The 21,450-nt window shown below is 71.3% G+C and carries 20 protein-coding genes; 15 read left to right on the top strand and 5 right to left on the bottom strand.

From position 1 onward, the window contains the following. The first annotated feature begins 27 nt into the window (after window positions 1-27). Genes Tfont_RS09040 through Tfont_RS09030 form a run of 3 tightly spaced genes read left to right on the top strand, consistent with a single transcriptional unit; the run spans window position 28 to window position 4,341 of the window. Window positions 28-2,019 (top strand): TonB-dependent receptor plug domain-containing protein, encoded by a 1,992-nt coding sequence (locus Tfont_RS09040; RefSeq protein WP_143969188.1) that lies wholly within the window; start codon window positions 28-30, stop codon window positions 2,017-2,019. A gap of 7 nt (window positions 2,020-2,026) precedes the next feature. After that, the gene (locus tag Tfont_RS09035; protein WP_143969187.1) at window positions 2,027-3,001 is read left to right on the top strand and encodes an ABC transporter substrate-binding protein; all 975 of its coding nucleotides are present in this window, start codon (window positions 2,027-2,029) and stop codon (window positions 2,999-3,001) included. After that, on the top strand, window positions 2,998-4,341 hold the full coding sequence (locus Tfont_RS09030) for a GGDEF domain-containing protein (protein WP_143969186.1): 1,344 nt from the start codon (window positions 2,998-3,000) through the stop codon (window positions 4,339-4,341). The genes Tfont_RS09035 and Tfont_RS09030 overlap by 4 nt, the downstream gene beginning before the upstream one ends. Before the next feature lie 47 nt (window positions 4,342-4,388). Here Tfont_RS09030 and argH read toward each other — a convergent pair whose 3' ends face one another. After that, entirely contained in the window at window positions 4,389-5,849 is a 1,461-nt protein-coding gene (gene argH, locus Tfont_RS09025) for an argininosuccinate lyase (RefSeq protein WP_143969185.1), read from the bottom strand. A gap of 112 nt (window positions 5,850-5,961) precedes the next feature. On the opposite strand from argH, the gene Tfont_RS09020 reads away from it, so the two are divergent. Genes Tfont_RS09020 through Tfont_RS09000 form a run of 5 tightly spaced genes read left to right on the top strand, consistent with a single transcriptional unit; the run spans window position 5,962 to window position 11,008 of the window. Next, entirely contained in the window at window positions 5,962-6,753 is a 792-nt protein-coding gene (locus Tfont_RS09020) for a LytR/AlgR family response regulator transcription factor (protein ID WP_068608825.1), read from the top strand. A gap of 10 nt (window positions 6,754-6,763) precedes the next feature. Further along, window positions 6,764-7,780 (top strand): hydroxymethylbilane synthase, encoded by a 1,017-nt coding sequence (hemC, locus tag Tfont_RS09015; RefSeq protein WP_143969184.1) that lies wholly within the window; start codon window positions 6,764-6,766, stop codon window positions 7,778-7,780. Window positions 7,781-7,784: 4 nt separating this feature from the next. Further along, window positions 7,785-8,567, top strand: coding sequence for a uroporphyrinogen-III synthase (locus Tfont_RS09010; protein ID WP_068608828.1), 783 nt, complete (start codon window positions 7,785-7,787; stop codon window positions 8,565-8,567). Next, the gene (locus tag Tfont_RS09005; RefSeq protein WP_143969183.1) at window positions 8,564-9,685 is read left to right on the top strand and encodes a uroporphyrinogen-III C-methyltransferase; all 1,122 of its coding nucleotides are present in this window, start codon (window positions 8,564-8,566) and stop codon (window positions 9,683-9,685) included. Before Tfont_RS09010 ends, Tfont_RS09005 begins: the two co-directional genes overlap by 4 nt. Before the next feature lie 48 nt (window positions 9,686-9,733). Beyond that, window positions 9,734-11,008: a heme biosynthesis protein HemY gene (locus tag Tfont_RS09000; RefSeq protein WP_143969182.1), complete on the top strand. Its 1,275-nt coding sequence runs from the start codon at window positions 9,734-9,736 to the stop codon at window positions 11,006-11,008. Window positions 11,009-11,020: 12 nt separating this feature from the next. On the opposite strand, the gene Tfont_RS08995 is transcribed toward Tfont_RS09000, so the two are convergent. Continuing rightward, on the bottom strand, window positions 11,021-11,626 hold the full coding sequence (locus Tfont_RS08995; protein WP_143969181.1) for a DUF2062 domain-containing protein: 606 nt from the start codon (window positions 11,624-11,626) through the stop codon (window positions 11,021-11,023). A gap of 68 nt (window positions 11,627-11,694) precedes the next feature. Here Tfont_RS08995 and Tfont_RS08990 point away from each other — a divergent pair, with 68 nt between their 5' ends. Then, window positions 11,695-12,480, top strand: a complete 786-nt coding sequence (locus Tfont_RS08990) for a 16S rRNA pseudouridine(516) synthase (RefSeq protein ID WP_068608832.1) — start codon at window positions 11,695-11,697, stop codon at window positions 12,478-12,480. Here the strand turns inward: Tfont_RS08990 and Tfont_RS08985 are convergent. After that, entirely contained in the window at window positions 12,452-13,300 is an 849-nt protein-coding gene (locus tag Tfont_RS08985) for an alpha/beta fold hydrolase (protein ID WP_260682331.1), read from the bottom strand. The genes Tfont_RS08990 and Tfont_RS08985 overlap by 29 nt on opposite strands. Window positions 13,301-13,307: 7 nt before the next feature. Between Tfont_RS08985 and Tfont_RS08980 the strand changes: the two genes are divergently transcribed. The 6 genes from Tfont_RS08980 to ntrC all read left to right on the top strand — a co-directional run bounded on the left by Tfont_RS08980 (window position 13,308) and on the right by ntrC (window position 20,038). After that, window positions 13,308-14,264, top strand: coding sequence for an EI24 domain-containing protein (locus tag Tfont_RS08980; protein WP_260682330.1), 957 nt, complete (start codon window positions 13,308-13,310; stop codon window positions 14,262-14,264). Beyond that, window positions 14,261-15,103 carry a competence/damage-inducible protein A gene (locus tag Tfont_RS08970; protein ID WP_143969180.1) on the top strand — a complete coding sequence of 281 codons (843 nt, stop codon included), beginning with the start codon at window positions 14,261-14,263 and terminating at the stop codon, window positions 15,101-15,103. The genes Tfont_RS08980 and Tfont_RS08970 overlap by 4 nt, the downstream gene beginning before the upstream one ends. Before the next feature lie 153 nt (window positions 15,104-15,256). Then, window positions 15,257-16,672, top strand: coding sequence for a type I glutamate--ammonia ligase (gene glnA / locus Tfont_RS08965; protein WP_143969179.1), 1,416 nt, complete (start codon window positions 15,257-15,259; stop codon window positions 16,670-16,672). Between the two features lie 160 nt (window positions 16,673-16,832). Then, window positions 16,833-17,363: a hypothetical protein gene (locus tag Tfont_RS08960; RefSeq protein WP_143969178.1), complete on the top strand. Its 531-nt coding sequence runs from the start codon at window positions 16,833-16,835 to the stop codon at window positions 17,361-17,363. A gap of 7 nt (window positions 17,364-17,370) precedes the next feature. Continuing rightward, window positions 17,371-18,456 (top strand): nitrogen regulation protein NR(II), encoded by a 1,086-nt coding sequence (gene glnL, locus Tfont_RS08955; RefSeq protein ID WP_185974507.1) that lies wholly within the window; start codon window positions 17,371-17,373, stop codon window positions 18,454-18,456. Between the two features lie 37 nt (window positions 18,457-18,493). Continuing rightward, on the top strand, window positions 18,494-20,038 hold the full coding sequence (gene ntrC, locus Tfont_RS08950) for a nitrogen regulation protein NR(I) (protein ID WP_143969176.1): 1,545 nt from the start codon (window positions 18,494-18,496) through the stop codon (window positions 20,036-20,038). On the opposite strand, the gene Tfont_RS08945 is transcribed toward ntrC, so the two are convergent. Together Tfont_RS08945 and Tfont_RS08940 are read right to left on the bottom strand one after the other, a co-directional pair. After that, on the bottom strand, window positions 20,004-20,825 hold the full coding sequence (locus tag Tfont_RS08945; RefSeq protein ID WP_143969175.1) for an exodeoxyribonuclease III: 822 nt from the start codon (window positions 20,823-20,825) through the stop codon (window positions 20,004-20,006). The genes ntrC and Tfont_RS08945 overlap by 35 nt on opposite strands. A 45-nt stretch (window positions 20,826-20,870) precedes the next feature. Then, entirely contained in the window at window positions 20,871-21,404 is a 534-nt protein-coding gene (locus Tfont_RS08940) for a GspH/FimT family pseudopilin (RefSeq protein WP_068608845.1), read from the bottom strand. Window positions 21,405-21,450: the final 46 nt, after the last annotated feature.

The following is a 21,450-nucleotide window of genomic DNA, read 5'->3' as shown; positions in this document are numbered from 1 at the left end:
GACGGCCGTCCGCGCAAAGGGGCGCACGTGGCGCATGACGACGGATCGCAGCGGCGTTGGGAATGTGGGGATGCCGGTCCCGGCGGGGCGTGCCGCGCCCGTCTTGGCCGTCGCAGCGCGCTGGTCGGCGGCTTGCTGGCGCTGACGGCGGCCGCCCAGGCCGAAACCCCGCTCACCGAGTCCGATTACTACGCCCCGCTGCCGCAGGTCCTGACGGTCACGCGGCTGGCGCAGCCGCTGGACGACGTGCCCGGGGCGGTGACGGTGATCGACCGCGACACCATCCGGCGCACGCCCGCCCGCGACGTGACCGATCTGCTGCGCCTGGTGCCGGGCTACATGGTGGGCGGCTTCAACGGCGCCAACGTCACCGCGGCCTACCACATGCCGCTGGACGAATACGGTCAGCGCAACCTCGTGCTGGTGGATGGCCGGTCCATCTACAGCAGCGGTTATCTGGGCGGGACCATGCGCGGGCTGATGACGGTGACGCTCGACGACATCGAGCGCATCGAGATTCTGCGCGGCACCAACTCCGCCGCCTACGGCGCGAACGCGCTCTTTGGCGTCATCAACATCGTCACACGCCACGCTGCCGACGTGGAGCGGCGCCGCGTGGCCGTCACGCTGGGCAACGACGGCATCCGCGACGTGACGGCGGGGCTGGCGTGGGAGGATGCGGGCACCTTTCACCGCTTGACCGCGCACCGGCGCGGTGACGAGGGCTATCGGCCCACCGGGGGCATCAACGACGACCGCCGCATCGCCCAGTTGCACTGGCGGGCCGACGGCAACGCCGGCCCCGGGTTGGAATGGTCGTGGCGGGCGGGGGTGTCGGATCTGGCGCTGGGCGTCGGCTACGTGGGCAACCCGGGCGACGCACCGCGCACGCTGCGCTACCGCAACACGTACGCACACGGCGTGGCGCGGCAGGAGCTGTCGGCCCACGATTCGCTGCAGTGGTCCCTGTCGTGGGATCGCATCGACATCGAGGACCGCTTCGACTATGCGCCCATCCGGCCGGTGACGGTGGATTTTGGCGGTCTCGAAGACCGCATCGCGCTGGAGGTGCAACACCAGCGCCAGTGGAGCGACACGTGGCGTACCGTGGGCGGGATCGGCTGGTCCGACGATCGCGCGCGGTCACGCCCGCTGTTCGACACCGATGCCGCTGTGTCCGTGCAACGCTGGCGCTTGTTCGGCACCGCCGAGTGGGCGCTGGCACCGGACTGGCTGCTCAACGCGGGGCTGTATGCCAGCCACCACAGCCGCCTGGGCACGAGCGCCTGGCCGCGGTTGATGGTCAACCATCAGGTGGCCGAGCACCACACCCTGCGCCTGGGGGTCACGCGGGCGGAGCGCGATCCGTCGCTGTTCGACCTGTCGGCCAATGTGCGCTATTGCTTCCCGACGCCGCCGTACGAGATCGCCACCTTCGTCTCCAGCGGAACGGTCGGCCCCGAGCGGCTGGATGTGCAAGAGGTCGGCTACCTGGGGCACTGGCCCGAGCGACAGCTCACCCTGGATGTCCGGCTGGCGCGCGAGCGGCTGCGCGACTACATCGAAACCGTGTCGCGCGGCGGCCAACGGCGGGATTTCGTCAACCGGGGCGGCTTCGTGCTGCGCGCGCTGGAGTACCAGTTGCGCTGGAACCCCTCGCGCGAGACGCAGGTGTGGTTGGGCCAAGTCTGGACGGACACCGAGTGGATCGATGCCGACTATCTGCGCCAGCCGCCCAAGCGCATGCTGACGTCCGGGTGGTGGCAGCGGCTGCCGAAGGGGTGGGATGCCTCGGTCGTCTTCACGGCGCAAAGCCGCATGAGCTGGCGGCGCCCTGGCGTGAATTCGCTGCCCGGGCGTGGGCGCGTCGATGTGCGGCTGGCGCGCACCTGGCGCCTGGGCGATGTCGAATCGGAGCTGGCCTTCACCGTCCAGTCCCTGGGCGGGGCGCAGTCGGCCTTCATCCCGGAGCGGGTGCTGGATCGCCGGGTGTTCGTGACCTGGCGCCTGTCGCAGTGAGGGGGGCGTGAGCGGGCCGGTGGCGTCGACGGGGGAGGGCTGGCGCCGGCGCCGGCTGCTGTTGGGCGCGGCCCTGCTGGGGGTGGCGGGGCACGCCGCGGCGTCGTCGCCGCGCGTGTGGCTGGTGCCCTCCGATGCCGGATCCGCCAACGAGGAAGCCGCCGCCGCGGTGCGCGAAGGGCTGGCTGCCGTGGCGGCGGTGGAGCAGACCGGGTGGGAGGCCGGCGCCGCCGCGGGGACGGGGTCGGATCGCGATGCGCCCCGGGTGATCGTCACCCTCGGCACGGCCGCCCTGCGCGGCATGATGGCCCGACGTGCGCGCGAGCCCGCCCTGGCCGCGGTGCCGCTGGTCGCGGGCCTGGTGCCGCGCCACGCCATCGAGGCAGAGATCCCCTCCGGCAGCCGCCAGGTGGCCGTCATCGCGCTCGATCAACCCGTGGAGCGGTATGGCGAGCTGGTGCGGCAGGCCATGCCCCAGCGGCGCCGCCTGGGCCTGCTGGTCGGCACGCCCGTGGCGGGCAGTGTGGAAGCGTTGCAACGCTGGGCCGCCCGTACAGGGCGGGACCTGCAGATCGAGCCGGTGCGCAGCGACGGCCTGGCCCCGGCGCTGCGGCGGGTGCTGGAGACCGCCGATGTGCTGCTCGCCGTTCCCGACCCGGCCATTTTTACGCCGGAGGCGCTGCAGAACATCCTGATCGCGTCGTACCGCCGGCGCGTGCCCGTGGTCAGCTATGCGCCCGCCCATGTGCGGGCCGGTGCCGTGCTGGCGCTGGCGGTCACGCCGGCGCAGGCGGGCCGGCAGATCGCCGAGGCGGCGCGCGCCGCCCTGCAAGGGCGAGCGCTGCCCGCGCTGGCGCTGGCGCGCGACTTTGCCGTCGCGGTCAACGAACCCGTGGCTCGGTCACTGGAGCTGGTGTTGCCGGCGGCCGCCGCGCTGGAGGCGGCGTTGCGCCAAGCCGATCGGCAGGAGGGGCGGGGATGAACTGGCAGCAGCAGCGGCGACGCATCGGCTGGCGGCTGTGGTGGGCCGCCGCGCTGCCGGCCTTGCTGGTGCTGCTGGTGCTGACCGTCGGATTGGTGGAGCGCCACCGCCAGGACGTCACCGCCGCCTGGCAGCAGCGCGCCGTGGCCAGCGCGCAGCAACTCGCGGCGGCGTCGGAGTTTGCCCTGTTCGCCGACGACGGCGCGGCGCTCATGCAACTCGTCGAAGGGGCGCGGGCGCGCGACGCTCAACTGCTCGGCATCGCCCTGTACGGGCGGGACCAGCGTCTGCGGGCGTTGGCGGGGCAGGTCCGCATCACGCCCGCCATGTTGGGGGATGTCGACATCGTGACGGTCGGGCAGGCCGACATCCTCGTCATCACGCCCGTGCGGCAGCGGGTCGTGGCTGGGGACGACTGGTTCTACCCCGGGGCAGGGGCGCAGGCGTCGCCTGCCGCGTCGGGCCCGCCCTTGGGGCATGTCGTGTTACGCCTGGACATCAGTGGTCTGCAGCGCGACCGCCAGGCCTTCTGGGGCTGGGCGCTCGCGCTGGCGCTGCTGGCGTTGGTGCTGGCGGGTGTGCTCGCGCAGCGCATTGCCGCCAGCGTGACCCGGCCGCTTGCGCACATCAGCGAAGTCGTCGGGCACATCGGCCGGGGCGAGCTGGATGCGCGCACCGACCCGGCGCGGCGCGGCATTCTGGATGCGCTGGCGCAGGGCGTGGACGCGATGGCCGACGCCGTGGCGTCCGACCAGGCCCGTCTGGAGCAACGCGTGCGGGTGGCCACCGAAGAGCTGCGCCGCCAGAAAGAGGAGGCCGAGCGACAGGCCCGGGTCGATCTGCTGACGGGTCTGGGCACGCGCCGCGCGTTCACCGAGGCTGCCCAGGCCGAGGTGTTGCGCGCCCACCGCTATGGCGAGCCGCTGGCGCTGCTGATGTTCGACCTGGACCACTTCAAGGCCATCAACGACACCTTCGGCCATGCGGTCGGCGATGCCGTGCTGGCGGGCTTCGGCCGCGATCTGGCGGCCGGCCTGCGCGAGGTGGATGTGATGGCGCGGCTGGGGGGCGAGGAGTTCGTGGCGCTGCTGCCGCGCTGCGATCCGGCGTCCGCCGAGGCGGCGGCGGAGCGCGTGCGCCAACTGGCGGAGCAGCGCCAGCTGCAGCAGCACGGGCGCACCATCCGGGTGACGGTCAGCGTCGGCGTGGCGCTGCTGCACCCGCACGACGCCGATTGGGAGGCCTTGCTCGCGCGCGCCGACCGCGCGCTGTACGAGGCCAAACGCCACGGGCGCAACCGGGTGGTCGTCGCGCCGCCGCCCACGCTATCGGCCGATTGAGCGGCGGGCACCGGCCCGATGGGCGGGCCGGCGTGCCGGTGGGGGGGTCAGGCCAGAGGGGCCAGACGGGCGCGGTGGCGCTCGATCTGCGCCTGCACCTGGGCCGGCGCGGTGCCGCCCAGGGTGTTGCGGGCCTGCAGCGAGCCGCGCAGGCTCAGCACGTCGTACACGTCCTTCTCGATCAGGGGGTGGAAGCCCTGCAGCACCGCCAGCGGCAGCTCCGACAGGTCGCAGGCATGGCTGGTGGCAGCCTTGACGGCGTGCGCCACCGTCTCGTGCGCGTCGCGGAACGGCACGCCCTTCTTGACCAGGTAGTCGGCCAAGTCGGTGGCGGTGGCGTAGCCGCGCCGCGCCGCGGCCTCCATCGCCTCGCGGTTCACCGTCAGACCGCCTGAGCGCTGCCCGGTGGCCGGGTCGCGCTCGCCGCCGATCATGTCGGTGAAGATGCGCAGCGTGTCCTTGAGCGTGTCCACCGTGTCGAACAGCGGCTCCTTGTCTTCCTGGTTGTCCTTGTTGTAGGCCAGCGGCTGGCCCTTCATCAGCGTCAGCAGCCCCATCAGGTGGCCGACGACCCGGCCGGTCTTGCCGCGCGCCAGTTCCGGCACGTCGGGGTTCTTCTTTTGCGGCATGATGGAGCTGCCGGTGGTGAAGCGGTCGGCGATGCGGATGAAGCCGAAGTTCTGGCTCATCCACAGGATCAGCTCCTCGCTCAGGCGGCTGACGTGCACCATGATCAGCGCGGCGGCGGCGCTGAATTCGATGGCGAAGTCGCGGTCGCTGACCGCGTCCAGGCTGTTGAGGCACAGCTGCGGCTCGCCGTGTTCATCGACCATGCCGAGCGTGCGCGCCACGCGCGCGCGGTCCAGCGGGTAGGTGGTGCCGGCCAGCGCGGCGCTGCCCAGCGGCAGGCGGTTGGTGCGGCGGCGCACGTCGGCCAGCCGCTCCTCGTCGCGCGCGAACATTTCCACATACGCCAGCAGGTGGTGCGCGAAGCTGACCGGCTGCGCCACCTGCAGGTGCGTGAAGCCCGGCAGGATCACGTCCACGTGCCGCGCGGCCACCTCCACCAGCGCCGCCTGCAGCTCGCGCAGCAGCGTGGCGATGGCGTCGATCTCGTCGCGCAGCCACAGGCGCACGTCGGTGGCGACCTGGTCGTTGCGGCTGCGGCCGGTGTGCAGCCGCTTGCCGGCGTCGCCCACGAGCTGCGTCAGCCGCGCCTCGATGTTGAGGTGCACGTCCTCCAGGTCCAGTTTCCACTCGAACTGGCCGGACTCGATCTCGGCGCGGATCTGCGCCATGCCGCGCTGGATGTCGGCCCAGTCCTGCGCGCTGATGATGCCCTGCGCCGCGAGCATCTCGGCGTGCGCCAGGCTGCCCTGGATGTCGGCCTGCCACAGCCGCCGGTCGAAGAAGACGCTGGCGGTGTAGCGCTTGACCAGCTCGCTCATCGGTTCGGAAAACAGGGCCGACCAGGCCTGGGACTTGGCATCGAGCTGATTGGGCGACATGGCGGGACGGGTGGGGTGGGGCGCCGATGGACGACAGCCGGGCGCAAGGGTATAAATAGAGCAACGACGATTCTACCGGGGGCGCCGGCCCGGCCCGGCGGGAGTACGCACGATGGTCACTCGGGTGCTGGTGGTGGACGACGAGGCCTTGGCGCGCGAACGCCTGCGCGATCTGCTCGGGCGGTTGGACGGGGCGATCGAGGTCGGGGAGGCGGCGGATGCCCGCGCGGCCTATGCGCGTTTGATCAGCGAGCCGTGGGATGTGCTGCTGCTGGATGTGCAGATGCCCGGCATGGATGGGCTGGGCCTGGCGGAGCTGCTGCGCGGCCGAGCGCGGGCGCCTGCAGTGGTCTTCGTCACCGCCCACGCCGAGCATGCGCTTCGGGCGTTCGAGCTGGACGCCGTCGATTACCTGACCAAGCCCGTGCGGCTGGAGCGCTTGCGCCAGGCGCTGGACAAGGCGCTGCGCTGGCGTGCCGCCGGGCGGGATGCGGCGGCGGACGGTGCGGGATCGGGCCCCGCGGGTGGCATCGGCACTTGCCTCGTCATCCACGACCGCGGGCGCACCGAGCGCGTGCCCATCGACGAGGTCGTCTATCTGAAAGCGGAGCTCAAGTACGTCACCGTGCGCACGCGGGACCGCAGCTACATCTACGACGGCTCGCTGCACGAGTTCGAGCGGGCCCAGCCCGAGCGCTGGCTGCGCATCCACCGCAACGCCTTGGTCGCGCGCGAGCGCGTGCGCGCCCTGGAGCGGGTGCACGAGCGCACCGGCGACAACCCGGGCGAGCCGTTCGACGGCTGGGTGGTGCGGCTGGATGGTGTCAGCGAGCGTCTGCAGGTCTCGCGCCGCCAGCTTGCCACCGTGCGCGAGGCGCTGCTGGCCGAACGGGCGGCGTGCTAGCATCCCCGGCATGTCCCAAACCCTGCCCTGTGGGGCGGCCGCTGCGCCGTCCGGTGCCCCTTCGCTTGCCCTCGACCTGACCATCGCCACCCGCGAAAGCCGCCTGGCGCTGTGGCAGGCCGAACACGTCCGCGCTTGCCTGCAGGCGCTGGGCCACCGGGTGCGCCTGCTGGGCATGACCACGCGGGGCGACCAAATCCTGGACCGGGCGCTGTCCAAGGTGGGCGGCAAGGGCCTGTTCGTCAAAGAGCTGGAAGTGGCCATGGACGAAGGGCGGGCGGATCTGGCGGTCCACTCGCTCAAGGACGTACCGATGGAGCTGCCCGAGGGCTTTCGGCTGGCGTGTGTGATGGAACGGGAAGATCCCCGCGATGCCTGGGTCTCCCCGCACGGCGACGGCCCGCAGGACCTACCGGCCGGGGCGGTGATCGGTACCTCCAGCCTGCGCCGCGTCGTGCTGCTGCGCGAGGCGCTGGCCCGCCTGGGTCGCGACGACGTCCGTATCGAGCCCCTGCGCGGCAATCTGGATACGCGGCTGCGCAAGCTGGACGAGGGGCAGTACCACGCCATCGTCCTGGCGGCGGCCGGTTTGCGCCGCTTGGGGCTGCAGGCGCGCATCCGCCGCGTGTTCGAGCCGACCGAGATGCTGCCCGCGGCCGGGCAGGGGGCGCTCGGCATCGAAATCCGGGCCGAACGCGCCGACGTCGCGGCGGCCCTCGCGCCCCTGGGGCATTGGCCCACCTGGGCCGCCGTGGCCGCGGAGCGGGCCGTCTCCCGCGCCTTGGGCGGGAGTTGTTCCGTCCCGCTGGCGGCGCACGCCACCTGGGTGGGGCCGGCTCCGTCCGGGCCGGGCAGCCCGGCCCGCTTGCGCATCGAGGCCGCCTGGGCCGAGTCCGATGCCGTCTTGCCGCTGCTGCGCGCGGTGGTCGAGGCCGAGGTGGCGGACCTGGCCTCGGCGGAGGCGGCCGGGCAGCGCGTGGCGCACGGCCTGATCGCGCAGGGCGCGCGCATCGTTGCCGCAGGGTGACGCCGTGTTCGCCGAGCAGGCGTCGCGGCCGTTGGTCGTCGTCACACGGCCGGCCGATCAAGCCGGTGCGTGGGTGCAGGGCTTGCGTGCGGCGGGCTGGCCCGTGCTGGCGTTGCCACTGATCGACATCGTCCCCGCCGCCGATCCGCCCGCTTTGCGTGCCGCGGTGGCGGACTGGGCCGATCTGGACGCCGCGATGTTCGTCAGCCCCGCCGCGGTGGGGGCGCTGCGTCAGGCCGCCGTCCCGGTCCCCGCGCTCGGGCTGCGTTGCTGGGCGCCGGGCACCGGCACGGTGCGCGCCCTGCGGGACTGGGGTGTGGCCCCGGCGGCCATCGATCACCCCCCGGCCGATGCGGCGCAAATGGATTCCGAGGCGCTGTGGCCGGTGATCGCGCCGCAGGTGCACCCGGGCCACCGCCTGTTGATCGTGCGCGGGGTTTCGGCCAACGGGCATGCGGGGCGGAACTGGCTGCTGGAGCGTTGCCGTGGCGCGGGTGCCACGGTGCGCACCGTCGTGGCCTACCGGCGACAACCCCCCACCTGGGACGCGACCCGACGCGCCGAAGCCGGCCGGGCGGTGGCGGATGGGGCGGTGTGGCTGTTCAGCAGCAGCGAGGCGGTCGGGCATTTGCGCGACCTGCTGCCGCAGGCCCCATGGTCGCGGGCCCGCGCCATCGCCACCCACCCGCGCATTGCCGAGGCGGCCCGGGCACTGGGCTTCGGTGAGGTCCGCTCCTGCCGCCCCACACTGCCCGACGTCGTGCAGGCCCTAGAATCGTCGCCGTGAGCGACCCCATTTCCACCGACCCCGCCACCACCCCGCCGCCTGCCCCTCGGACGGGCACGGGGGGTGGGTCTTCGCGCCTGCTCGCCGCGGTGGCCGTGGGGCTCGCCGCGGTGGCCCTGGCGGGGACTGCGGTGCTGTGGCAACGCCTGGCGCGCACGCAGGAGGAGCTGGCGCGCCGCACCACCGACGCCCAGGCCGAACTGGCCGCGGCGCGGGTGCTGGCCGACCAGGCCCAGGCGGCCGTGGCCGATCTGCAGGCCCGGCTCGGGGTGGCGGAGGTGAAGCTGTCGGAGGTGTCACTGCAGCGGACCCAGCTCGAGGAGCTGATGCTGTCCGTGTCGCGCTCCCGCGACGATGCCCTGGTGCAGGATCTGGAAGCGGCGTTGCGTCTGGCCATTCAGCAAAGCCAGCTCACCGGCAGCGTCCAGCCCGTGGTGACGGCGCTGCAGGGTGCCCAGCAGCGCATCGAGCGCGCCGCGCAGCCACGCCTGAACCCCGTGCAGCGGGCCATCGCCCGCGATCTGGAGCGCATCCGGGCCGCGTCGTTGGTGGACGTGCCCGCCTTGGTCACCCGGTTGGACGAGCTGGCCCGCGCCGTGGACGAGTGGCCCCTGCGGTCCGGCCCGCCGCTGGACGAGCCGATCCGCCCCGCGGGGACGCCCGAATCGGCGGGGGAGCCATCGCCAGCGCCGACAGCCGGGGAGGGCGGCGCGGCGACCGACTCCGCGTGGGTGCGCGCCCGCGTCAGCGTCCAACGCTGGATTGAAGCCGGCTGGGCGCGGCTCCAGGTCGCCACCCGTGACCTGGTCCGGCTGCGCCGCATCGACCAGCCCGAGGCCGTGCTGCTCGCGCCGGAGCAGGCCTACTTTCTGCGCGAGAACGTGCGCCTGATGCTGCTCAACGCCCGGCTGGGCCTGCTCGCGCGGCAGTTCGACAGCGCGCGCGCCGATGTGCGCACCGTCGAGCGCCACCTGCGGCGCTACTTCGAGACCGACGCGCCGCGCATGCGCCAGGCGCTCGACACCCTGGCCGCGCTGCAGCGCGAGCTGCGGCAGGAGACCCTGCCCCGGCCCGACGAAACGCTGGCGGCGCTGTCCGCCGCGGCGGGAGGGCGCTGACATGGCCGTGCGCACCCGCCAGGGGGCATCGGACTGCGGAGGCGGGCGGTGAAGGGCGTCTTCGGTCTGCTGTTCGTGGCGGCGCTCGCGGTCGTCGCCGCGCTGCTGATGGGCGACAACCCCGCCACGGTGTCGTTGTTCTGGCCGCCCTGGCGGGTGGACGTGTCGCTCAACCTGGTGCTGATCGTCGCGCTCGCCGCCTTCGTGTTGGGCTATGCCGCCTTGCGGGGCATCGCCTTGTTGCGCGAGCTGCCGCGCCGGGCCAGCCGTTGGCGGGCCCTGCAGCAAGAGCGGGCCACCGTGGGCCTGCTGCTGCAGGCTTGGGGGCACCAGTTGGGTGGGCGCTTCGTCCGCGCGCAGGGGGCGGCGCGCGAGGCCATCGCGCGCCTGCAGGCGGCCGACCGGGACACCGTCCCGTATGCCGATGCGCTGTGGGTGCTGGCGCACCTGACCGCGGCCGAGAGCGCCCAGCAGCTGGGCCAGCGCGAACAGCGCGACGCCTGGCTGGCGGCGGCCACCGATGCGACGCGCGCCCGCGGCGCGCCCGAGGCCCGCGAGGGCGCGCTGCTGCGGGCCGCCGAGTGGGCCATCGAGGCCCGGGATCCTGCCGAGGCGGCGCGCTGGCTGGCTGAACTGCCCCAAGGGGCGGCCCGCCGCATCCAGGCGGTGCGCCTGCGGCTGCGGCTGGCCCAATTGCGGCACGACAGCCGTGCCGCGCTGGACATGGCGCGTCTGCTCGCCAAACACCGCGCCTTTTCGCCGGAGGCGGTGCGCACCGTACTGCGTGGGCTGTGGATCGAGGCCCTGCGCGATGCGCGCGACGAGGAGAGCCTGTCCGCTGTCTGGCGCAGCCTGCAGGGCGACGAGCGCCGTGATCCCACCCGGGCGTTGGCCTTGCTGTCGCATGTCGAGCGGCTGGCGGCCGAGGGCTTGTTCGATGCCACGGGGCCGGTGCCCCGCGCGGTGGACGAAGCCATCCGCACGGCCTGGGCGGGGTACGACACCCTCACGGACGCGGATCGGCTGCGGGCCGTCGCTCTGGTCGAGCCCTGGTTGACGCGGCTGGATGCCGCCTGGCTGCCCCGGCTGGAGGAAGCCCAGCAGCGCAACCCGTCGGATGCCGGTCTGCAATATTTGGCCGGACAGGCGTACCGCACCCGTGGCTTGTGGGGCAAGGCGCAGACGCTGCTGCAGCAGGCGGTGCGTGGCCTGGACGACCGCGATCTGCGCCGGCGCTGCTGGTGCGCGCTGGCCGAACTGGCCGAGCAGCGCGGTGACGAGGCCGGCGCCGGCCACGCCTGGAAGCAGGCCGCGCTGACCTGATCCGGCCTCTGCTCAGGACCGCCGTACCCGCTGCGCACGGGCGTGGCCCAAGCGCTGATGGCGCCGGCGGCGCTGCGCCAGCCGCACCTTCAAAATCCACGCCCAGTGGACGGCCAGATACACCAACACGCCGGTGAGGCTGGCGACGATGGCCAAGCCCACCACCAGCGGTGTGCCCACGTCGGTGATCCAGTGCCAGAAGTCGGCCAGCCACGACCCGCCAGCGCCGTCGGTCGCCGCGCCCCCGCGCGCCGCTGCGTTGGCGTCGGCACCACTGCGGGGGGACGCCGCGCTGGGTTCTGCCTGCAGCACCCATTCGCCCAGCTTGTACGCCCCAAAGTACACCGGCCCAAAAGTGACCGGATTGGTCACCAGCGTGCTCGCCACGGCGGCCGGCACATTCGCGCGCAGCAACACCGCCAGCGTGGCCGAGGCCGGGATCTGCGCCACGGGGATCAACAACCCGAAAAACACCCCCAGCGCCAACCCCAGCGCCAGCCCCTTGCGGTTGATGTGCCACAGCCGGGGGTGATGCAGGTAGGGGGCAAGCCAGCGCAGCCAGCGCATGTCGTGCAGGCGCTCGCGGCTGGGCAGCAGGGACTGGATGCGCGCTTTCATGGGCAGTGGAGTACGAAACGATTCAGATTGTGACGCATCCGCCGCGATCCCCGCTATCCTCGCCCCCCATGCGATGGGAAGATGTGTTGTATTCGCAAGGGTTTGGCACCCGCCGCGCCTGCCGGGCGCTGATCCTGAGCGGGGCGGTGGCGGCGGGGGGCGGCCGGCACCCCGTCGTCGATCCGGACGAGCCGGTGCCCCCGGACGAGCTCGCCCCCGGCCTGCCGTTTTGGGTGGAAGGGGTCTGCTGGACATATCAGCCGCGGGCCTACCTGATGCTGCACAAGCCCGCCGGCTACGAGTGTTCGCGCCGGCCCTCGGCCTGGCCGGGCGTGCACACCTTGCTGCCCGCGCCGCTGCGCCAGCGCCCCGGTGGAGCGGCCGACGGCGTGCAGGCGATTGGCCGACTCGATCAGGACACGACCGGCCTGCTGCTGCTGTCGGACGACGGGGCCTTCATCCACCGCCTGACCTCGCCGCGCCACCACGTCCCCAAGGTGTACGAGGTGACCTGCCGCCACCCGGTGGACGAGGGACAGATCCAGCGTCTGCGCGCTGGCGTCGTGCTGCACGACGATCCGCGACCGGTGACGCCCGCGGCGGTGGAGCGCATCGACGCCAGCCGGCTGCGCCTGACCCTGACCGAGGGGCGCTACCACCAGGTCAAGCGCATGGTGGCGGCGGTGGGTAACCGGGTGGACGCGCTGCACCGCACCGCCATCGGCCCCGTGGCCTTGCCCGCCGATTTGGCGCCCGGCCAATGGCGCTGGTTGAGTGCGGACGAGGTGGCCGCCCTCCAGGCGGCAGGCGGCAAGGCCGCGGGCGTCAAGGCACCGCGTCCAGAAACGCGCTGACGCCCTGCAGCAAAGCGTCGGGTCGGTCGCGGTGCGGGCTGTGGCCGCATGCCGGCAGCACCAGCCGCTGGGCCTGGGGCGCGACGGCCGCGATCGCGTCCAGTTGGTCCAAGGTGCCGTACTCGTCGTCGGTGCCCTGCACCAGCAGCAGCGGTGCGGCGATCCGGCCGCACGCCGCCCGGATGTCGAATGCGCGAAACGCCGGCGAGAGCCAAACATCGTTCCACTGCCAAAAGGCGTTGTCCACGTCGGCGTGGTAGCGCGCCAGCCGCTCGCGCAGGCCCAGGGGGTAGGCGTCGCGTGCGGCGGCAATCGCGCGCAGGGCCACGTCTTCGACGAAGACATGGGGCGCCATCGCCACACAGGCCGCCACCCGGTGCTGGCTGGCGTGCAGCAGCGCGATCGTCGCGCCGTCCGAATGGCCCACCAGCACGGGCTGCTGCAGCCCCAGCGCCTGCAGCAGGCGGGGCAGGGTGTCGAACGCCTCGCGGTGCATGTAATCCGGCCCGTGTCGGCCGCTTCCGCGCACGTCGGGGATGGGGTCGGAGGCCCCATAGCCGCGCCGGGAGTACATCCAGCCTGCGCGCCCGGTGCGCGCGCACAGGGCCGCGGGCCAGTGGCCGCCGCGCTGCCGCCACATCGCGACCGACCCCAGCCCTTCGTGCAGAAAGACGATGGGGGCGAGCGCCCGGGGGGCGGCCGGACGAATCGCCTGGACCTCCAGCCCCACGCCGTCGATGACGACGCGCATGGGCGGATCCAGCGACACCTCGGCGGTTGAGTCGGCAAGAGGCGGGTTGAGCGGGGCAGTCGGCTCCATGCCCACGATGGTAGAGCCCCCGGGCCGCATCGCCGGTTATGCTTGCGACATGCGTGTGCTGCTCGGTTCGTTCTGGCGCTCGGTCGCGTATTGCCTGCACCCGCGGGTCATCGCGCTGTCGCTGCTGCCCCTGGTGCTGATGGTGGCGGGGGCGTTTGCCCTGGGCTACTGGTTTTGGGACCGGGCGGTCGATGCCGTGCTCGCCTGGCTGGAGACGTGGTCGCTGATCGAATTCGTGCTCGGCTGGCTGGACAGCGTGGGGCTGGGCGCGCTGCGGACGGTGGTCGCACCGCTGCTGGTGCTCGTCATGGCCACGCCGCTGATCGTCGTGTTGGCGCTGCTGCTGGTGGCGTTTTTCATGACCCCCGCCATGGTGGATCTGGTCGCCCAGCGGCGTTTCCCGGACCTGCAGCGGCGCCGCGGCGGCGGGGTGCTGGGCAGCGTGGGCTGGTCCCTGTGGTCCACCGTGCTGGCCGTGCTGATGCTGGTGGTCTCGCTGCCCTTTTGGCTGATTCCGCCGCTGGTGCTCGTGCTGCCGCCGCTGATCTGGGGCTGGCTGACCTACCGCGTGTTCGCCTACGATGCGCTGGCCGAACATGCCTCGGTGGACGAGCGGCGCACCCTCATGGCCCGCCACCGCGTGCCCTTGCTGGTCATGGGGGTGATTGCGGGTCTGATCAGCGCGGCGCCCAGCGTGCTGTGGGCCTCCGGGGCGATGTTCATTGCGCTGGCCCCGCTGCTCGTGCCGCTGGCCATCTGGATTTACGCGCTGGTGTTTGCCTTTGCGTCGCTGTGGTATGCCCACTATCTGCTGCAGGCGCTGGATGAGCTGCGACGCGAGGCCGCCACCCCGCCGGTGCCGCCCGGGTCCTCGGCCCCCACGGTTTCTGCAGCCCATCCCGTCCCTGCGGACCGCATCGTCGACGTCGAGGCCCGCCCGCTTCCTTCTCCTCCTGCATCATGACGCCCGTATCCCCCGCTGCGGCCGCCGCCCCGCGCTTCGGCCTGATCGTCATCGGCGACGAAATCCTGTCCGGCAAGCGCCAGGACAAGCACCTGCCCAAGGTCATCGAACTGCTGGGCGCCCGCGGTTTGCGCCTGGACTGGGCGCGCTATGTGGGTGACGACCGCGCGGCCATCACCGAGGTGCTGCGGCAGGCTTTCGCCAGCGGCGATGTGGTGTTTTCCACCGGGGGGATCGGCGCTACCCCCGACGACCACACCCGCCAGGCCGCCGCGGCCGCGCTGGGGGTGGAGGCGGTGCTGCACCCCGAGGCCAAGGCCCTGATCGAGCAGCGCATGCGCGAAGTCGCGGCGGAGCAGGGCGTGCCCTTCGAGCCCGATCGCCCCGACAATGTGCACCGCCTCAACATGGGGGTGTTCCCCGTGGGCGCGCGCCTCATCCCCAACCCGTACAACCGCATTCCGGGGTTTGCCTGCGACGGCCCCGGGGGTGGGACGGTGCACTTCGTGCCGGGCTTTCCCGTCATGGCCTGGCCGATGATCGAGTGGGTGCTCGACACGGACTACCGCGCGCATTTCGGGCAGTCCCGGCAGCGCGAACGTTCGGTCATCGTCTTCGGCGGTATCGAGGCGACGCTGGCCCCGCTGATGGAGCGCATCGAAGCCGAGCACCCCGGGGTCAAGGTGTTCAGCCTGCCCAGCGTCGACCACCCGGAGTGGGGGCGGCACATCGAACTCGGGGTCAAGGGCGCCGACGCTGCCGCAGCAGCCGCATACGAGGCCATGCTGGACGCCTTGCGGACCATGCCCGTGCGGCTGGGCCCCGAATTGGTGCGTTGATATGGCGCACCGATAACGTGCAATATGCATTGAAATGGTGCATTGGCGTCCATCCGGGGCGGCATGCACCATGTGCGGATCTGGCATGGAACCTGCTTTCCATTGTCCGACTTCAGTCCTTTCCCTCGACCCGAACCTCTTAGGAGCACACTGATGGCCAAGACCGTCGCCGACGTGATGAACATGGTGAAGGAGAACGACGTCAAGTTCGTCGACTTCCGCTTCACCGACACCCGCGGCAAAGAGCAGCACGTGACGGTGCCGATTTCCGCCTTCGACGAAGACAAGTTCACGTCGGGCCACGCATTCGACGGCTCCTCGATCGCCGGCTGGAAGGGCATCGAGGCCTCGGACATGCTCCTGATGCCGGACCCCAACACCGCCAACATCGACCCGTTCTTCGAAGAAACGACCCTATACCTGCAGTGCGACGTCATCGAGCCCAGCGACGGCAAGGCCTACGACCGCGACCCGCGCTCGATCGCCAAGCGCGCCGAGGCTTACCTGAAGGCGTCGGGCCTGGGTGACACCGCCTACTTTGGCCCCGAGCCGGAGTTCTTCCTGTTCGACGGCGTGCGCTGGAGCACCAACCCGGGCAACTGCTTCTACGAAATCGAAGAGTACGAAGCGCCCTGGAACACCGGCACCAAGTTCGAAAACGGCAACCGCGGCCACCGTCCGCGCACCAAGGGCGGCTACTTCCCCGTGCCGCCGGTGGACAGCACGCACGACATGCGCGCCGAGATGGTGCTGATCCTGGAGTCGCTGGGCATCCCGGTGGAGGTGTTCCACCACGAGGTGGCCGGCGCCGGCCAGTGCGAGATCGGCACCAAGTTCAGCACGCTGGTCGAGCGTGCGGACTGGACGCAGGTGCTCAAGTACGTCATCTGGAACGTGGCCAACAGCTACGGCAAGACGGCCACCTTCATGCCCAAGCCCTACCACGGCGACAACGGCAGCGGCATGCACGTGCACCAGTCGGTCTGGAAAGACGGCAAGAACCTGTTCGCCGGTGACGGCTATGCCGGCCTGAGCGATTTCGCCCTGTACTACATCGGCGGCATCATCAAGCACGCCCGCGCGCTCAACGCCATCACCAACCCGACCACCAACAGCTACAAGCGCCTGGTGCCGCACTTCGAGGCCCCGGTCAAGCTGGCCTACTCGGCCAAGAACCGCTCGGCCTCCATCCGCATCCCGTACGTGGCCAATCCGAAGGCGCGCCGCGTCGAGGCCCGCTTCCCGGACCCGATGGCCAACCCGTACCTGTGCTTCGCGGCGCTGCTGATGGCCGGTCTGGACGGCGTGGAGAACAAGATCCACCCGGGCGAGGCCGCCACCAAGGACCTCTACCACCTGCCGCCGGAAGAGGACAAGCTGGTGCCCACCGTGTGCCACAGCCTGGATCAGGCGCTGGACTACCTGGACAAGGACCGTGCCTTCCTGACCAAGGGCGGTGTGTTCACCGACTCCATGCTCGATGCCTACATCGAGCTGAAGATGCAGGAAGTCACCCGCGCCCGCGTCGAGGTCACGCCGACCGAGTACGACATGTACTTCAGCCTGTGATGCGGACGGGCCGCCCGCGGCAGGCGGCTTGCTGAATCACCCTGGGGGCGGCCGTGTGCCGCCCCCAGCCGTTTTGAACGATACTGTGTCGCGTCGCATTCTGTGGATCAGGGTTGGCATGTCGTTGCAGCAAAACATTCGGCGATGGGGCAAGGCGGGCATGGCCACCGCATGGGCGGCCGCCGTGTGGTGCGCCGCCGGTGCGGCCTGGGCGCAAGGCGGCGCCATCTGGCGCTGTGGCAACGAGTACACCAACAACCCCGGCCCCAACCCCGCGGCGCGCGGCTGCCGTGAAATGCAGGGCGGCAACCTGACCATCGTCGAAGGCACCCGCCCCGCCGGCGGGGCGGCGGGGGCGCCGGGCAACGCGGGTGGGGCGGGCGGTGCGGCACCGGCCGCCGCACCCAATGGCGCGCGCTCGCCCGCCGAGCGGGTGGAGCCGGATCAGCAGCGCCAGCGCGATGCCGAGGCGCGCCGCATTCTGGAGCAGGAGCTGCGCCGGGCCGAGGAGCGCCTGGCCCAGGCCCGCGCCGATTACGCCGACGGCAAGCCGCCGCGGCTGGCCAACGAGCGCACCGACTCCCCGCGCTACACGGCGCGGGTGGAGGAGCTGCGCACCCGGGTCGAGCGGGCCGAGGCCGATGTGGCTGCGATCCGCCGCGAGATCGGTCGTCTGGACGGCGGGCGCTGACACCGCGATGGAAGCGCGTCGATCGCGGTCGGCCGGCGCCGACAAGCGCTTTGCGGCCTTGGACCTGCTGGCCACCCTGGTGGCGGTGGTGGACGATCGGGGCCATGTGCGCTATGCCAACCACGCCCTGGAGGATGCCATCGGCCTGTCGCGCCGCAATCTGGCCGACGTGCCGCTGACCGAGTGGGTGACCCAGCCCGAACTGCTGCAAAGCGCGCTGGACGGCGCGCGCGGGCACGAATACGCCGTCATCCGCTACGACACCCACCTCAAGCGGTTGCTGCGCGAGCCCTTGCCGGTGCACTTGGTGCTGGCGTCCACCGAATGGCCCGACCACCGCGTCGTCGAGATGCTGCCGCTGGAGCAGCAGACCCGCCAGGAGCGCGAGGAGCGCCTGCTGGAGCAGGCCCAGGCGAACAAGGAGCTGATCCGCAATCTGGCTCACGAGATCAAGAACCCCTTGGGGGGCATCCGCGGTGCCGCCCAGCTGCTGCAGATGGAGCTGGCCGAGCGCGACGATCTGGTCGAATACACCGAGGTCATCGTGCACGAGGCCGACCGCCTGCAATCGCTGGTGGATCGGCTGCTGGCGCCGCACCGGCGCGCGCCCGTGATGGCCGACGTCAACATCCACGAGGTTTGCGAGCGCGTGCGCGCCATCATCCTGGCCGAGTTTCCGCGCGGGCTGAGCGTGGTGCGGGACTACGACACGTCCATCCCCGAGTTCCGCGGCGACCGCGAGCTGCTCATCCAGGCCGTGCTGAACCTGGCGCACAACGCGGCGCATGCCCTCAAGGACCGCATCGCCGCGGGGGATGCCTGCATCAACTTCCGCACGCGCGTGCAGCGGCAGGTCACCTTCGGCAAGCGGCGCTTTCGCCTGGCACTGGAATTGCATGTCATCGACAACGGTCCCGGCGTGCCCGAGGAGATCAAGGACCGCATCTTCTACCCGCTGGTGTCGGGTCGGGATGGCGGCTCCGGCTTGGGGCTCACCCTGGCGCAGACGTTCGTGCAGCAGCACCAAGGGCTCATCGAGTGCGACAGCCGACCGGGATACACCGATTTCAAGATCCTCATCCCGTTGCCGTGATCCGGTGGCGCGGTGGGGCGAGCAGGAAGTGCCGCGCATGAAACCGATCTGGATTGCCGACGACGACCCCTCCATCCGCTTCGTGCTGGAAAAGGCGCTGGCGCGCGAGGAGCTGCCCACGCGCAGCTTCGACAGCCCCAAGGCCGTCCTCGACGCGCTGGCCGATGGCGCGGACGAGGGCCCCCAGGTGCTGGTCAGCGACATCCGCATGCCCGGCGGATCGGGGTTGGAACTGCTGGAGAAAGTCAAGTGCCAGCACCCGGCCCTGCCGGTCATCATCATGACCGCCTATTCGGACCTGGACAGCGCCGTGGCCGCCTTTCAGGGCGGGGCGTTCGAATACTTGCCCAAGCCGTTCGACCTGCCCAAGGCGGTGGAGCTGATTCGCCGCGCCGTCGAAGAAAGCCAGCGCGAGGAGGTGGCGCAGGAGACCCTGGCCGCCGCGCCCGAAATCCTGGGGCAGGCCCCGGCCATGCAGGACGTGTTTCGCGCCATCGGGCGGCTCAGCCAAAGCCATGTCACGGTGCTGATCACGGGCGAGTCCGGCTCCGGCAAAGAGCTGGTGGCGCGGGCGTTGCACAAGCATTCGCCGCGGGCCAAAGGGCCGTTCGTCGCCATCAACACCGCCGCCATCCCCAAGGACTTGCTGGAGTCCGAACTGTTTGGCCACGAACGCGGCGCCTTCACCGGCGCCCAGACCCTGCGCCGCGGCCGCTTCGAGCAGGCCGAGGGGGGCACCCTGTTCCTGGACGAAATCGGCGACATGCCGTTCGAGCTGCAGACCCGGCTGCTGCGCGTGCTCTCGGACGGCCACTACTACCGCGTCGGCGGCCACAGCGCCATCAAGGCCAATGTGCGTGTCATCGCCGCCACCCACCAGAACCTGGAGCAGCGGGTCAAGGAAGGGGCGTTTCGCGAGGACCTGTACCACCGCCTGAATGTGATCCGCCTGCGCCTGCCCCCGCTGCGCGAGCGGCGCGAGGACATTCCGCTGCTGGCCCGCTTCTTTCTGCAACACAGCGCGCGCCAGTTGGAGGTGGAGCCCAAGCGCCTGTCCGACGCGGCGCTGGAGGTCCTCAGCGCGTTTGATTTCCCCGGCAACGTCCGGCAACTGGAGAATCTGTGCCACTGGCTGACGGTGATGGCGCCGGCCCAGGTCATCGAGGTCAAGGATCTTCCCCCGGAAGTGCTGGCCGCGCTGAACGAGCGGCGCCAACCGTCCGCCGCGGAGCCAGCCGCCTCAGCACCGGCCCCGTCTGCCCTATCCGTCCCATCCGACGCCCCGGCAACGCCGCAGGCGCCCATGCCCCCCGCCTGGGCGCTGGGGGGCGCCGTGGTGCCGCCCGCCTCGGCCGCGGCCGGCACGCCTCAGGCGTGGGAGGCCGCGCTGCAGGCCGAGGCCATGGCCCTGCTGGCCGAGGGGCGCCACGATGTGTGGGACGCCCTGATCCGGCGGGTGGAAACTCGCCTGATCCAGACGGCGCTGCAGGCGACGCGGGGCCGGCGCATCGAGGCCGCGCAACGCCTGGGCATCGGCCGCAACACCATCACCCGCAAGATTCAGGAGCTGGGGTTGGAGTGACGGCCAGCGTCAGCACCACCGGCGCATGATCGCTGGGTTGCGGGCGCTTGCGGGGCGCGCGGTCGATGGTGCAGGCCACGGCGTGGGGCTTGAGCGCGTCGCTGATCAGGATGTGGTCGATGCGCAGCCCACGGTTTTTGGGGAAGGCGAGCTGCCGGTAATCCCACCACGAATAGCTTTTGGGTGGCTGCGGGAACAGCCGAAAGGCGTCGTGCAACCCCAGGTCTTTGAGGGCCTGCAGTTGCGCGCGCTCCTCGCGCGTGCAGTGGATGGTGTCGCGCAGGCCGTCCGGGTCCCACACGTCGTCGTCGTCCACGGTGATGTTGAAGTCGCCCATCAGCACCAGCCGCGGGTGGCGGGCCAGTTCCTGCGCGACCCAGGCGCGCAGCGCGTCCAGCCAGCGCATCTTGTAGGCAAACTTGTCGCTGCCCGGGGCCTGTCCGTTGGGAAAATAGGCCCCGATCACGCGCAGCGGTGGCATGCCCGATGCCGGTTGGACCGTGGCCGCGATCACGCGCGCCTGTTCGTCTTCGAACCCCGGGATGTTGCGCTGCACCTCCCCCAGGGAGCCGGGCGAGCGCACCAGCAAGGCCACACCGTTGTAGGTCTTTTGACCCAACCACGCGGCCGCGTAACCCGCCTGTTCCAGCGCCTGGGCCGGGAACTTGTCATCGGTGAGCTTGAGTTCCTGCAGCGCCAGCACATCCACCGGATGGTCGGCCAGCCAGTCGAGCAGGTGCGGCAGTCGGACGGAAAGGGAGTTGACGTTCCAGGTGGCGAGGTGCATGTGGCTTTCCAGCGATCAGACGGTCCGCATTCTGCCCGAGGCGCCTCATTCGCACTCGGACAGGCCCAGCAGACCCCCGCCGGGGGCGCATTGCCGGATGCGGCCGATGCCGCTGACGACCACGCGAAGCTGGTCGCCGGATGCACCCACCACGGTGATGTGGCCGGCGGTGACGGTGCTGCGGCGAGGGTTGAAAATCAAGGTGTTCCCCGCGATTCCGGGTGCGAGGTCGATGCCCGGCCAGTCGTCGCTGCGCACCGCCCGTTCTGTGCCGTCGATGACGCAGTGCTGCAACTGTTCGCAGTCGCAGGCGGTCTCCAGCCGCCAGCCATAGCACCAGCCCCCATCCGCCGTGCGGCGAAAACTCACCGCCACGTTGGACAGCCGCCGGTGCGCTTCCGACTGGGCCAGCCGAAGATCGTTGTGTAACCGATCGGCCGCGCCCCGCAAGCGGGTCGATTCACGCCAACCGGTGTAGGCAGGCAGCCCGGCCGACAACACAATGGCCAGCACCGCCAAGCCGACCAGACACTCCACGAGCGTGATCCCACGCCCAACCCTGCGGTCCTTGTGCCGCATCGCTCCACTCCCCAAGACCGTGCCATTCGTGTGACGCGATCATTCT

The organism is Tepidimonas fonticaldi (assembly GCF_007556755.1).
GTDB classification, from domain to species: domain Bacteria; phylum Pseudomonadota; class Gammaproteobacteria; order Burkholderiales; family Burkholderiaceae_C; genus Tepidimonas; species Tepidimonas fonticaldi.
Note: the sequence above shows the minus strand (reverse complement) of the source record. Positions and strands in the feature narration are given on the sequence as shown.